Source organism: Mesorhizobium sp. M0410 (assembly GCF_040321435.1).
Classification (GTDB): Bacteria; Pseudomonadota; Alphaproteobacteria; order Rhizobiales; family Rhizobiaceae; genus Mesorhizobium.
Genome location: NZ_JAMYRN010000045.1, coordinates 1 through 12672 on the forward strand (window position 1 = coordinate 1; position 12672 = coordinate 12672).

The window sequence follows — 12672 nt, forward strand, 5'->3', positions numbered from 1 at the left end:
CAGGACGAAGTCTATTTGCCTTAACGGCATGCGGAATATATTCCTATTTTGCGGGATGCCGCACCCTCGCCGACACGAAGCCGTTAATATCACCTCGCCAAAATTGAACGACAGGCGTGGCGCCTTGTCTCTGTCGGTCGGGGCGACGCTTTTGGACCTCAAAGTGTCCGCTGCCGACCTCGGCCTGCGGGTTGGTGAACCCGTTGAAATCATCGTTGATCTGATCGCCGCACAAAGCCTTCAGATCATCGGCAGCATCGCGGTGGCATCCGGGGTGGCGCACAACGAGAGCAACACGGTCAACCCGGCAGTGGCGGGCGGGCTGGGCTACATGAGCGTTGGGCTGACCGTCACGCCGACCCAGAACGATGTCACGTTTGGCACGAGCCTGCTGGTTCGGCTCAACATCGCTGCCGGCGTCGGTGCGAATGGCCTGTTCGTGCTCGGCTGGGCTGTCCAGAAGGCCAAGTCACGCCTGACCTACATCGGCGGGGCTCTCCAATCTGCGGCCATGGTGGCGGAGGATGCGCACCCGAAGCTTAACATCGACCCGTTCTTCCGCATTGCGGCCAGCGGCGTCACCAACGACTATGCTGGCAACCCCCTGATCGGAGCATCGGCTGGCGGGTTTCCTCCTGTTCTGGTCAACGCGCCGGCAGGCTCGCCCTTCGGCACCAGGCCATCAAGCTGCCGGCCGGCCACGCTGCACGACATCAAGACGCCCGTAGCCGAAGCAGGGTTGACGGTGGGAGAAACTGTCTGGTGTATCTTCGCCTTCATGGCGGGGAGTGCCCAGTCCATCCAGTTCATCCAATACATTCCGGTGTCGTCCGGGGTGACCCAGACCGCTCAGATAACCAAAACGGTCAATGGCCTGACGTATATTTCGCTGCCCATCGTGGTCACCCAGAACGACGTTGCCTACGGCCTTAATCACCAGCTCCGCATCCTTCCGACAGGGGCCTTGGCCGCGGATGCCTACCTTCTCGGCTGGGCCATCCAGAAGGCACCGGGCCGGCTGATCGATAACCATGGCCGGTTTGACAAACTGGCCAAGGACGTTGCCTCCGTGCCGGCCTCGCAGTTCGCCGGCAAGATCGGTGCGCACTTCGGCGATAGCATCATCGAAAGTGTCATCTGGCCGGGCATCACGCCGACCGCCAAGATTGCCCAGCGCACCGGCATGACGATCACCAACTGCGGCGGCGGCGGTACCCGCATGGCCAACCATGCTGCGAACTATGACAAGTTCTCGTTTTACCGGCTGGCCGATGCCATTGCCTCCGGTGATTTTTCCCAACAGATAGCCGCAGCAACGCTCATCGGAGGCACCTTTCCAGCGATTGCAGCGCGCATGGCATCGGTGGATTACAGCCTGCTGGATTACCTGATCCCCTCGTTCGGCACCAACGACTTCACCGACGCCGGCCCGACGTGCCCCATCGGCACCAATGCGGACATAACCGGGGCGACCTTCAAGGGAGCCATCAACTACGGCATCCAGACGATCATGACCGCCCGGCCGAACCTGAAGCTCATCTTCACGACGCCGATATGGCGGACGCTGGACGGCACTGCGGGAGGAGCCGGAAGCCAGCTGATCGACTACGCCAACGCCATGCTTGAGGTCTGCGCCCTAAACAGGGTGCCAGTGGTCGATCTGTACCGCCGCTTCATCATCAACCAGTTCAACTACGTTCATTGGATGGGTCCTGGAGACGGAACTCACCCTAACAATCTTGGACAGGACCTGATCGGCGGCATGATGGCGGCGGGGCTGTTCGACAACTTCTAAGTTGCGCCTAGACAATCTCGGCGCGGACGAAATGCCATGACGCCGTGTTAATGATCGTGTCCGGGGTGTAGGGATTGGTGAGTTTCACTAGCGTCCCATCAACTTCCGCGACCGTCCAGACGCCAGTTTCGTCGCTCCAGTCGCCCGGAACCGCTACAATCATGGTGATGCGGTAATCTCTTCCGATTTCGAACATTCGGCCCTCCCCAGTTTTTGGTTCGGGGCAGAATGCGCGCGTGCTTGGGTCGGCGCAAGCGTCACCGACCTCGCAGGCGCGGATGGCGTCGACCAGCGCGACAACCGCGCCACGGGCCAGGTGGATGCCATCCTCGACGTGATCTCGAGCAACCTTTTCACGGCGATGGCAAATCTACCCTAGTGGAAGTCAATCTTTTTCGACGGCTGCGCGGTGTGGCTTTTGAGACTGATGAGCGCAGGCGTGTCGATCTTCGACGCTATCCGCCGGGCCAGTTCCCGCAATTCGAAAAAGCCGTCAATACTCATCAGGCTCAACGGTGTGCCTGACGAAGTATCCCACCGCAAAGGTACTTTGTCTTGCCTGTACGAAGATCCGTTCATCTCGCAAATGGCGTCGTAAATCGCCTGTGCGATCGACATTTCGGCACGGATACGCTCTGCGTCTTTTTGGCTGTTCATAAGAATTTTTCCCCAAACCACGGTCCCCCTTAGCCGCTTTCATTAGGTGTCGCTAGATCACGCGGATGTGACACGTCGGATAAAATCGATTGATATGGCCGAGGGAGCGCACGCGGTTTTCTTTGGTCTTCGCCGTGTTGAGCGCCGTGCAAGACTCGTGCCGCGTCCATCTTGATCGCAGCGTTGAATGGGCACTATTCGCAATGTATATTGCGCGCATGAGCACTGCAGCTGACAACAATTTTTTGCTGCCGCCCCCGGCTCCAGCGTATCTGCCGGCGCGCGTCATCGGCGACCCGAAGAAGGCGGCGTAGTGGTCAGCCCGCTTCCGGATCCCGAGGTCGCGGACGAAGCGCCAAGCGAGCCCTACCTCACCCCATACGACAATAAACGCGTCGCCATGTATATGTGGCTGCTGGACGCCGCCTATGACGACGAGGATTGGCGCGTGGTTGCCAGGACTGTGCTGCATATCGATCCCGAGAAGGAACCGAAGCGGGCGCACCGAGCCTGGGAAACTCATCTCGCCCGCGCCCGGTGGATTCTCAAGGAAGGGTACAAGTTCCTGTTCCCGAGCCCCACGACTCACTGACGAGTCTGTCCGTTAGGGCCGAAATTGGGGCCGCAAGAAGATACCGACAAAAGGTTTAATGAAATCAACGGCATCTGGCGGAGGGAGTAACCGTCCGGCTGTTTTTTCGCGCCGACGTCATGCCTTTTCTTCGCACCGGTTAAAGGTTTTGGTTCCCTGGACCAGGAAACATCGATGGGGCTCGCGGTCACCCAGGTGAACCCACCGCATCCACCATGCGCATCAAGCGCACTGGTCAGTCGACGCGACAATACACGAGACCCGCCGCGCAGTGCCTGCAGTTCTTTGAGACTGGCACTGATGAAGGCAAGTGCCTCGCCGCGGTTGGGAACCGGTCCCTTCTTCATAGCACGAACCCTGCTGCCACGAATTGACCCCAACTTAATTAAACGCGCTCTCATGGCGTGAAAGTGACTGTCAGCATTGGAGGCGCGGAAATTTCTCCCAATGCAGATGCTCAGGACGTCCTTCGCACTGCCGGACGGTGCCTTTTTGAAGCGAAACAACATGGACGAAATCGTGTTTCGTTCGTCTATGAAGCCGCCATGTTGCGGGTCGTGACGCCCTAACCTACCGCTGGCCCAGCCCTGACGCTGGCAGAGTATCGCGAGAATGGGGCCTGCCTTCCAACCGATTGCGGATGCACCAACAACCCGGCCACGTACGACGTTTCACAGCCTGGGGCCTATTTTTCAGGTAACCGGCAATTCGTTGGAGTCCGTTCTCCTAAGTGACGCAAAAAGGCCCGCCCCATTGTGTGGAGCAGGCCCTTTGACTTGCGCGGTACTCAGAACTTTGCCGCTTCGCGAAAGATAATAGCGAATGGTAAACATCGACTGAACGTCCGTGCCGCTTCGGTGGCCTTGGGTTAGGTGGGGCCTGTCCTTGTTGCTTGGCGAGATCGGGGCGGCTGATGCCGGCTCAGTGCGACGCGGATTTCGTGCAAACCCCGACAATGCTGCCCCCGCATCGATCACCGCAAGCAGATTGGCCAGCTAAATGTCATCCACTGCAGGGCAAATTCGTTGCTCGCCGGCCGACAAATGCTGGGAGGCACTGCATGCGCGCGCTCGCGCGGACCTGTGGTGAAAGAATTGGCGCCCGGCCGCGATTGATCAAAGTTGGGCCTGCGGACCGAGTGTCACCGCTTGCGATCGTAACATTGATGCGAGTCCGAATTTACTCTTTGGCTCGCGCCCAAGCTGGACGCTCAAGGATGCCGCGTCTTCGCCGATATCCTGACGCTTCAGCCCGGCGACCGGTGGCGCAGAGAAACCTCACGAACGCGAGCCGGATCGCGAGCCAGATCGAAGATGAGCTTTCCACCCCTGCATGGTACCGGAGTCTGGGCCCGTTGGCGCAGGATGGAAGTCGATCCTGATGTACGATGATACACTTCCCGTGCGTCGAGATGGGCGGACTCGAAATGAGGCCGCAGTTCGTCAACGACACCGTTGTCGCTCGGGATTGCCTGCTCGAACAGCAGATGTCCGTAATCGGCCGTCAGGCTTCGAGCTCCTTCGGCTGACTTTTGAGGGCGGCGATGAGTAGCCCCAAAAGAGCCTTCCGCCACCGGAGCAGGAGCGAGAAGTTGTAGCCGGCGGCGGCCAAGACGGCGTCGCCCTGCTGGCGGGCGAGGTAGTTGCGGCCAGCTTCTTTCGCTTCGCGCCACCAACCCTTCGACCAAACCGGTGCCGTGACACCCGTTCCGAGAACAGGCGAGCCGCGCGCCGGTCTATATGCCGCGAAGGACAGACGAGCCAACATCCCGAAACTTGCTTACGTCGAACTCGCGGGAGACCGGCACCAGGGGGCCTGACACCAAGTCCTCGAATGCCCTCGATGTGTGTTCAAGATCCTAGGAAGTTCTCTCCTTACCACTGGAAGACAGCTCGTCCAGCCGCATCTGAACAGGAGGCCGGTGCTCAATCAGTGCCGCGCAGGATGTGCCCGATTGACAGGCATCAGGGAAGCCCAGGTCCTTAGTCCACAACGCTGTGACGAGCGCGACAACCGCGGCGGGGTTAGCCAGCTCACAGTTCAAGTCGATGACTCAACTGTTGCATGGGGAGAGCTCTTACTTCTCATTCGCTCCAAATGCGGACGCGGCGCACGAGCTCAGAAGTTGAGATCCCGTAGCGATCGTGAAGCGTCGGCAGCGCGCCAGCGTCGAGGAACTCGTCCGGCAGGGCGATCTGCCGAAAGACTGGGCCCACTCCCTCCCGCATCAGCAGCGCGGCGACACCTTCGCCCAGCCCACCGATGATGGTGTGGTTCTCGGTCACTATCATTAGCCGTCCCGGACGGCGCGCCGCGGCAAGTATCGTCTCCGTGTCCAGAGGCTTGATCGTCGGAACGTGCAGAACGGCGCAGCCGATCCTGTCGGCTTCAAGCGCCTTCGCCGCCTCCAGCGCGCGCATGGTCATCAGGCCGCTTGAAATGAACAGCACATCCTCACCCTCGCGCAACAGGCGTGCCTTGCCGATTTGGAATGTGTAATCGTACTCGTCGAGCACGACAGGGACCTTGCCGCGCAAAAGCCGCATGTAGACCGGCCCGTTGTAGTCCGCGATCGCCTCCGTGGCCTGTTCGATGTCGAGCGCGTCGCAAGGGTCGATGATCGTCAGGTTCGGCATCCCGCGGAAGATCGCGATGTCCTCCGTCGCCTGGTGGCTGGGGCCGTAGCCGGTCGTCAGCCCCGGTAAGGCGCAGACGATCTTCACATTGAGTTTCTCCTCGGCGATCGCCATGCAGATGAAATCGTAGGCACGTCGCGATGCGAAGACGGCATAGGTCGTCGCGAAAGGCGTGAAGCCCTCCCGCGCCAGGCCGGCGGCGGCGCTCATCAGCACCTGCTCCGCCATGCCCATCTGATAGAAGCGGTCCGGATGCTCCTGTGCGAAGACATGGAGATCGGTGTATTTCGCGAGGTCCGCCGTCAGGCCAACTATCCCGGGCCGCTGGTGCGCCAGTCTGGCCAGTGTGTGCCCGAACGGCGCATTGCGTGTCGGTACGCCATCGGGCGCGATCGACGCGATCATCGCCGATGTGGTCTTGCGCTCACCGGCATTGGCGGCGTGGCGCGGCGCGAATTTTGACAACCTCAACGCGGACGTCCCTTTTCCAAAGCTTCGAGCGCCAGCGCCCATTCATGCGGTTCGACGCGGATGAAATGCGTGATGTCGCGGGTTTCCAGGAATGGCACACCCTTGGCCATGCGCGTATCGCAAACGATCACACGCGGACGAGGTTCCTTCAGGCCGCGCGCCAGGTCGAAGGCCTTGCGGACCGCCTCGATGTCGTTGCCGTCGACGCGCTGCGCATGCCAGCCGAACGCCTCGAACTTGTCGGTCACCGGTTCGGAGGAGAGCATGGCCGTCGACGGACCATCGGCCTGCTGATTGTTGAAGTCGACAATGGCAATGAGATTGTCGAGCTTGTGGTGGGCGGCCGACATCGCGGCTTCCCAGGTCGAGCCCTCACCGAGCTCGCCGTCGGACAAAAGATTGTAGACGAAACTGTCGCTTCGCTTGCGCGTCAGCCCCATGCACATGCCAACGGCAATGCCAAGGCCGTGACCGAGCGAGCCGCCGGTGATCTCCATGCCGGGCGTGTATGGCGCCATGCCCGACATCGGCATACGGCTTTCATCGCTGCCATAGGTTTCGAGCTCTTCCTCCGGCAGCACGCCCGCTTCGATCAGAGCCGCGTAGAGCGCGATCGCATAGTGTCCGATCGACAGCAGGAAGCGGTCGCGTCCCTCCCACAACGTGTCCTCCGGCCGGTAGCGAAGCGCATGGAAATAGGCGACGGCAAGCACGTCGGCGACACCCAGCGCCTGTCCGACATAACCTTGGCCCTGGACTTGGCCCATTCGCACGGCATGTCGGCGGATACGATAGGCTCGTTCGGCCAGGCTGACATTGCTGCCAGCGCGAGGCATCTCAAGATCCGTTATCCTCTCAGCCATGGATCAGCATCCCACCGTTGACGTCGATCACGGCGCCGGTGATGTAGCTGGCCAGATCGGACGCCAAAAAGAGATAGGCGCCAGCGACGTCGCGCGCATCCCCCAGCCGGCTGAGCGGGATTCCCTTGATGATGTCGGCGCGCATGGCTTCGGTCAGTTTGCCGCCGGTGATGTCGGTCTGGATCAGGCCCGGTGTGACACAGTTGACGCGGATGCCTTCGGGACCGAATTCGCGCGCCATGGCCTTGGCAAGCCCCAGAACACCCGCCTTGGCAGCCGAATAGTGCGGGCCACCGAAGATGCCGCCGCCGCGCTGGGCCGAAACCGACGACATGCAGATGATCGAGCCACCGCCATTTTCGCGCATGTTCGGGATGAATGCCTGGCTGAGATAGAGCACGCCGCGTAGGTTGACATCGAGCATGCGGTCCCAGTCAGCCGGGCCGATATCCAGTGTCTTTGCGGGCTGCGTGATCCCGGCAATGTTGCACAGCACGTCGACCTTGCCGAAGGCTTCGGCCACTTCGGCAGCAGCCCTCTTGCAGGCATCGAGGTCGGCGACGTTACAGGCGAGGCCAATGTGCTCGGGCCCAAGCGACTCGGCGGCGTCACGGGCCTGTTGCTCATCGAGGTCAAGAATAGCAATGCGCGCGCCTTGCTCCGCCATCAGCGTTGCCGTGGAGCGGCCTATCCCCCGAGGGCTCGCGGCCCCTGAAATCACCACGGCCTTGCCCTTCAGCAACATGTCGAACTCTCCTGCTATTTCTCTTTGCCGGTGATCTAAAGTCGGTAGAACCGGGCGGCGTTGTCGTGGAACAACGCAAGCCGCTCCTCATGGGTGTAGCCTCGCGTGATCTCCTTGAAGGCGTTCACGATCGCATCGAAGCTCGAAAACAGCTTGTCGACCGGAAAGTTCGTCGCGAACATGCAGCGGCCGACCCCGAACGCCCCGAACGCTTCCTCGACATAGGGACGGATCGATGCAGCGGTCCATCGCCAGTCGCCCATGCCGAGACCCGAGATCTTGCAGGCGACGTTCGGCGCTTGCGCCAACTGATGCATGCCTTTTCTCCAAGCATCGAAATGCTCAGGGCCATCGACCTGCATGCCGGTGTGATTGAGAATGATCTGGACGTCGGGGAAGTCCAGCGCGAGCTCGAGAAACTCGCCCATCTGCGGATAGTAGAGCTGCAAGTCGAAGCTCAACCGGCGCTTCGCCAGTTCCCGGAAGCCACGTCGCCATTCGGGTGTCCGGCTGACCTCCGGACGCGACTGATAGGTCTTGGCGGGGTCAGGATGGTAATTCATCGACTGCCGTATACCGCGGAAGTTCGGATATTCCATGTGGCGGTCGAGGAGGTCGCCGACATCGGGTATGGACAGGTCGGCATAGCCGACGATGCCGTGGGGGAAGCCCCGCTTGTTGGCGATCTCCTGCAGCCAGCGCGTCTCCCCAACCGGATCGCTGGGATCGAACCCTACGTCCAAGTGCACCGATTTCACCAGGGTCTGGTTCCTGGCGTCTTCCAGGTAGTCGTCGAGAAGGTAGCTTTTGCGGATCGCCTCGTAGTCACCGAAAGCCGACGGCTTAACCCCGTCGGTCAGCCACGGATAATAATTGGTCTCCAGATCCCACAAATGATGGTGCGGATCGATGAACGGCAGCTCGGCCACGGTCGGGATTCCTTGCTCGAGGTCTGGACCCGCCGGCCAAGCCGGCGGGTCCATTGGGTGGCGGTCAGTTGCTCGGCGGAAAGACGCGGGCGATGACCCTCTTGGCCTCAGGACTCTCGACCTTGTCGGCGGTCACAAGAGGCATGACCAAGGCCAGGTCCTGGGTCACCGGTGCGCCCGTCAGTGCGTTGTAGACCTGCTGGGTTCCGTCGATGCCCTGTCCCACCGCCTCCTGGAAGAAGATGCCCTGGATCGCTCCCTTCTTCAGCAGCGCGATCGTGGTCGGCGAGCCGTCGGCCACGGTGATGCCGATCTTGCCGGTGAGGCCCCGGGTCTCGACCACCTTGGCGGCGCCGGTGCCGGCTTCGTCATACATGCCGTAGATGGCCTTGATGTCGGGATTGGCGGTCAAGAGGTCGTTTGCCTGGGTGACGGCCTCGTTGATCGTCAGACCCCGCGTTTCCAGCATCTGGACGAGGTCGCAGCCGTCGGCGGCAAACGCCTCCTTGGCGCCCTTGAGGTATTTCTGTGCATTCTCCCGGTCCTGCGGCAGCGACAGCATGCCAACCTTGTTGCCGCCACGCTCCTTGGCAAGCTCGCAGGTGAATTTCCCCTGCGCCTTGCCGGTCTCATAGTTGTTCGCGGTGACCGAGGACGTATAGTTGGTGAGGCCCGGCTGCGGCCCGATGCCGGCGAAGGCGATCGGCACTTTCTGCTTCGCCAGATAGTCGAGCAGCGGCGGTGTCGAGGTCGAGCTGACGGGGCCGATCACGATGGCCGCGACGCCTTTGGTCACGGCGATCCGAGCATTGTCCATCTGCTTGGCGGGTGAGTTTTCTGAGGTGTACTCGACATAATCCATGCCGAGTTCGTTGGCCTTCTCCTTGACGCCGTAGCCGACCCATTGCCAGTAGGAGATGTCCAGCGATGGGGCGATGTAGGCGACGGTCTTCTTGTCCTGCGCGTATGATGCGCTGGACAAGGCGGCCGCCGCCAATGCTGCAAGCAGGATTGTCTTCATTTTCATCTTGGTTCCTCCCGTTGATGATCTAGATGCGGTTCTTGTTGCTGAAGCGGTCGATCAAAACCGCGAGCAGGATTGCAGCGCCGGTGACTGAGCCTTGCCAGAAGCTGTTCACGCCAATGAGGTTCACGCCGTTCTGGATGCAGGTGATCATCAGCGCGCCCAGCACGGCGCCGATCGCGCTGCCCGTCCCGCCAAAGAGGCTGGCGCCGCCGATGACCACGGCGGCAATCGCCTGCAGCATCAGGCTCGCCCCTGCCGTAGCTTCGGCGTTGAGGATGTAGCTGACGGTCAGCAGTCCCGCGAAAGAGGCAAGCAGCCCTGAAGCGACATAGGCCGCGAACTTGATGCGCAGAACCGGAATGCCGAGCAGCCGGGCAGCAATTGCCGATGAGCCGACGGCATAGAACCAGCGTCCAAGGACGACCTTGCGCAAGGCGTATTCCAGCAGGACCATCAGGAAGATGCAGAATAGAAGATGGTTGGGCATGCCGGGAACGATCTCGCCGGAATTCAGGAGCCAGAAATCCGGGGCGCCCATCGGCATCGAACGCCCATTGGTGACGATGAAGGCAAGGCTGCCCGCCACCGCGTAGGTAATGAGCGTGACGACGAAAGGCGCAAGCCCGACAACCGTGACCAGAAGGCCATTGATCGAGCCGAACACAAGGCCGACCGCCAGGCCGGCAGCACTCGCGGTCAGTCCGTCAGCGCCACTGGCCATCGCCAACGCGGTCACCATTCCGGTCAGGGAAAAGACTGAACCGACCGAAAGATCGATTCCGCCGGTGATGACGACCAGCAAAACACCGAGCGACATGATTATGAGAGGCGCGGCGGCCTGGATGATGTTTTGCACATTGCCCATGCTGAGTGCTGCGGGCACGAACATGCCGACGGCCAGCAGCAGGACGACGATCGCAGCGGCAATCGCGGCTTCGGTGCGGTAGGACAAAAGAACCACTGGGACGCGCGACGTGGTGGTCCGGAGTTTTTTCGTGGTGGTGGTGGTGTCGGTTGCGTCGGTCATGCCGCCATCCCCGTCAGTTCGGCGAGCCCCTCTTCGGTAAAGTGCTCTTCAGGCAGGAATCCCTTTGGCCGCCCATCGGTGTCAAAGGCGAAAATGGCGTCGCAAAGCTCGAGCATTTCGACGTTCTCGGTCGACCACCAGATGATGATCGCGCCAGCGTCGGCCATCTCCCGGATCAAACCGTAAATGTCGTGCTTGGTGCCGATGTCGACGCCACGCGTCGGCTCTTCCAGCACCACCATCCGGAGCGGCAGCCCAAGCCACCGTGCGACGAGAAGCTTCTGCTGGTTGCCGCCCGACAACGAGGCCGGCAGGTCCCAGATCGAGCTGGCTTTCAACTTCAGCGCTGAAACGAGATCGTGACATTCCTGACGCTCGGCTGCGGCCACGATCCGCCGCCTTTCGCGAACCCTGCGTGCTGCAAGCACGTTATCGACGATGGGCAGCTGCGAAAGAATCCCTTTGGTTGCGCGGTCGCCCGAAACAAAGCCGATACCGGCCCGCGCCGCGGCCGCTGGGGACGAGAAGCCGTTCCCAAAACCCTCGCCGGAAAGGTGCCAGCCAGCTCCGGGCCCGGCACCCACAAGCGGAGCAATGAGCCCGGTCGGGCCCGCCGGTGCGCCGGCCAGTCCCAAAATGGTCCCGGACGAAATCGCGATCCTGACGTCATCCGGGCCCAGCAGCTCGATCGGTGCGTTCTGTCGGAGGCCCTTTTGCGGTTTGCGGTGGGTTGCTGGACGCTGCGCGTGTTGGCCCATCTGCTGGATGATGTCCGCGTCGCTGAGCGATGCAAGCGGCGTGGCATTTGCGATCGTGACGCCATCGCGCAAGATCGTGCAGACATCGCAGAGCGCCCGAATTTCCCGCATCCGGTGAGAAACAAAGACGATACCAATGCCTTCTTCTCGCACCAGCCGCTTTAGCACCGAGAAGAGTTTGGCCGTCTCGCCGGCAGTGAGATTGGCCGTGGACTCGTCGAGAAGCAGCACTTCGGCTCCGGTGGAAAGGGCACGAGCGATCTCGACGATCTGGCCTTCGTGGAGGGACAATTTGCGTGCCGGCAGCTCGATGATCTCTTCGCCGATCGCTGGGTCAATCAGCCGGAGCGCTCCGAGCGCGGTTTCGCGCATGCGGCGACGGCTGATCTGCGACCAGCCCGACCTCGCATGCACAATGCCGATGTTTTCCGCGACCGACAGCTCGGGCAATAGCGCCAGCTCCTGATGCACCACCGCGATGATCGGGCTGGTGTGGCCGGCCTTCGACGAGGCGAAGCTAATATCGCCGGCATCGCGTGAGATCAGCCCGGTGATGATGCGGATCAGGGTGCTTTTGCCGGCGCCGTTGCCGCCCAGGAGCGCGTGGATTTCGCCAGGCCGGACCTGAAAACTCACGCCCCGAAGGACCCGTGTTGCGCCGTAGTTCTTCTTGACGTTGGAAGCCTCGATCAGGGGCTTCCTGGTCGATGCCTGTCCAACTGCCGGCACATTGCCGGCACTACCCAAGCTTTGGGTTGAACCCGGTTCCATCCTGCATCTCCTCCCGAGACCACAGGATGATGCGACCGATTGACATTCGGCTCAATTCTCGTTTCTTAATATTCTGTGTAGCTGAGCTTAACTGACGAGGACGATGTCAGACATCAAGTTCAATTCGATGACGCATTTCGAGGCGGTCGCGCGGCTCGGCGGCGTGGCAAAGGCCGCGCAGGAATTGCAGGTGACACCTTCGGCGGTCAGCCAGCAGCTGCGGCTGCTCGAACACCAACTCGGGGTCCGGCTTTTTCAGCGCGAAAAGCGCCATCTCTCGCTCACGATCGACGGTGAGCGGCTCTTCCAGACCACCACCCAGGCTTTCGAATCCATACGCGAGGTGCGTAATGCCATTGTGCGGCAGCGCGAAAGCTTCCAGCTTAGCCTGCGCGTCAGTC

The 12672-nt window shown here is 61.2% G+C and carries 13 protein-coding genes and 1 pseudogene; 3 read left to right on the top strand and 11 right to left on the bottom strand.

Annotation, left to right across the window (positions count from 1 at the left end; translation table 11 throughout):
* Window positions 1-124: 124 nt before the first annotated feature.
* A complete protein-coding gene (locus NKI63_RS29840) occupies window positions 125-1795 on the top strand; it encodes an SGNH/GDSL hydrolase family protein (RefSeq protein ID WP_352469343.1) in 1671 nt (556 codons plus the stop codon).
* Between the two features lie 7 nt (window positions 1796-1802).
* Here NKI63_RS29840 and NKI63_RS29845 read toward each other — a convergent pair whose 3' ends face one another.
* The gene (locus NKI63_RS29845) at window positions 1803-1991 is read right to left on the bottom strand and encodes a hypothetical protein (protein ID WP_023722438.1); all 189 of its coding nucleotides are present in this window, start codon (window positions 1989-1991) and stop codon (window positions 1803-1805) included.
* A 179-nt stretch (window positions 1992-2170) separates the two neighbouring features.
* Window positions 2171-2452, bottom strand: a complete 282-nt coding sequence (locus NKI63_RS29850) for a hypothetical protein (RefSeq protein WP_023722439.1) — start codon at window positions 2450-2452, stop codon at window positions 2171-2173.
* A 313-nt stretch (window positions 2453-2765) separates the two neighbouring features.
* Here NKI63_RS29850 and NKI63_RS29855 point away from each other — a divergent pair, with 313 nt between their 5' ends.
* The gene (locus tag NKI63_RS29855) at window positions 2766-3044 is read left to right on the top strand and encodes a hypothetical protein (protein WP_023722441.1); all 279 of its coding nucleotides are present in this window, start codon (window positions 2766-2768) and stop codon (window positions 3042-3044) included.
* Here the strand turns inward: NKI63_RS29855 and NKI63_RS29860 are convergent.
* The 9 genes and pseudogenes from NKI63_RS29860 to NKI63_RS29900 form a co-directional block, all read right to left on the bottom strand.
* On the bottom strand, window positions 3038-3553 hold the full coding sequence (locus NKI63_RS29860) for a hypothetical protein (RefSeq protein ID WP_245278754.1): 516 nt from the start codon (window positions 3551-3553) through the stop codon (window positions 3038-3040). The genes NKI63_RS29855 and NKI63_RS29860 overlap by 7 nt on opposite strands.
* A 994-nt stretch (window positions 3554-4547) precedes the next feature.
* Window positions 4548-4691, bottom strand: a pseudogene (locus NKI63_RS29865) (IS5/IS1182 family transposase); the annotation flags it as partial.
* A gap of 437 nt (window positions 4692-5128) precedes the next feature.
* Window positions 5129-6151 carry a transketolase family protein gene (locus NKI63_RS29870; protein ID WP_502896265.1) on the bottom strand — a complete coding sequence of 341 codons (1023 nt, stop codon included), beginning with the start codon at window positions 6149-6151 and terminating at the stop codon, window positions 5129-5131.
* The gene (locus NKI63_RS29875; RefSeq protein ID WP_156948304.1) at window positions 6148-6987 is read right to left on the bottom strand and encodes a transketolase; all 840 of its coding nucleotides are present in this window, start codon (window positions 6985-6987) and stop codon (window positions 6148-6150) included. The genes NKI63_RS29870 and NKI63_RS29875 overlap by 4 nt, the downstream gene beginning before the upstream one ends.
* Before the next feature lie 19 nt (window positions 6988-7006).
* The gene (locus NKI63_RS29880) at window positions 7007-7759 is read right to left on the bottom strand and encodes an SDR family NAD(P)-dependent oxidoreductase (protein WP_023722445.1); all 753 of its coding nucleotides are present in this window, start codon (window positions 7757-7759) and stop codon (window positions 7007-7009) included.
* 35 nt (window positions 7760-7794) lie between these two features.
* Window positions 7795-8688 (bottom strand): amidohydrolase family protein, encoded by an 894-nt coding sequence (locus NKI63_RS29885; RefSeq protein ID WP_031195132.1) that lies wholly within the window; start codon window positions 8686-8688, stop codon window positions 7795-7797.
* A 64-nt stretch (window positions 8689-8752) separates the two neighbouring features.
* Window positions 8753-9715, bottom strand: coding sequence for a substrate-binding domain-containing protein (locus NKI63_RS29890; RefSeq protein ID WP_023722447.1), 963 nt, complete (start codon window positions 9713-9715; stop codon window positions 8753-8755).
* Window positions 9716-9737: 22 nt separating this feature from the next.
* Window positions 9738-10742 (bottom strand): ABC transporter permease, encoded by a 1005-nt coding sequence (locus NKI63_RS29895; RefSeq protein ID WP_023722448.1) that lies wholly within the window; start codon window positions 10740-10742, stop codon window positions 9738-9740.
* Entirely contained in the window at window positions 10739-12271 is a 1533-nt protein-coding gene (locus tag NKI63_RS29900) for an ATP-binding cassette domain-containing protein (protein WP_051409767.1), read from the bottom strand. The genes NKI63_RS29895 and NKI63_RS29900 overlap by 4 nt, the downstream gene beginning before the upstream one ends.
* Before the next feature lie 127 nt (window positions 12272-12398).
* Here NKI63_RS29900 and NKI63_RS29905 point away from each other — a divergent pair.
* A partial coding sequence (locus NKI63_RS29905; protein WP_352493553.1) for a LysR family transcriptional regulator occupies window positions 12399-12672 on the top strand: 274 nt, incomplete at its 3' end.

Coding starts and splice junctions, on each gene's coding strand:
- NKI63_RS29850 (WP_023722439.1), bottom strand. CDS start 2,452: ATGAACAGCCAAAAAGACGCAGAGCGTATCCGTGCCGAAATGTCGATC.
- NKI63_RS29900 (WP_051409767.1), bottom strand. CDS start 12,271: ATGGAACCGGGTTCAACCCAAAGCTTGGGTAGTGCCGGCAATGTGCCG.
- NKI63_RS29845 (WP_023722438.1), bottom strand. CDS start 1,991: ATGTTCGAAATCGGAAGAGATTACCGCATCACCATGATTGTAGCGGTT.
- NKI63_RS29890 (WP_023722447.1), bottom strand. CDS start 9,715: ATGAAAATGAAGACAATCCTGCTTGCAGCATTGGCGGCGGCCGCCTTG.
- NKI63_RS29880 (WP_023722445.1), bottom strand. CDS start 7,759: ATGTTGCTGAAGGGCAAGGCCGTGGTGATTTCAGGGGCCGCGAGCCCT.
- NKI63_RS29860 (WP_245278754.1), bottom strand. CDS start 3,553: ATGTTGTTTCGCTTCAAAAAGGCACCGTCCGGCAGTGCGAAGGACGTC.
- NKI63_RS29895 (WP_023722448.1), bottom strand. CDS start 10,742: ATGACCGACGCAACCGACACCACCACCACCACGAAAAAACTCCGGACC.
- NKI63_RS29875 (WP_156948304.1), bottom strand. CDS start 6,987: ATGCCTCGCGCTGGCAGCAATGTCAGCCTGGCCGAACGAGCCTATCGT.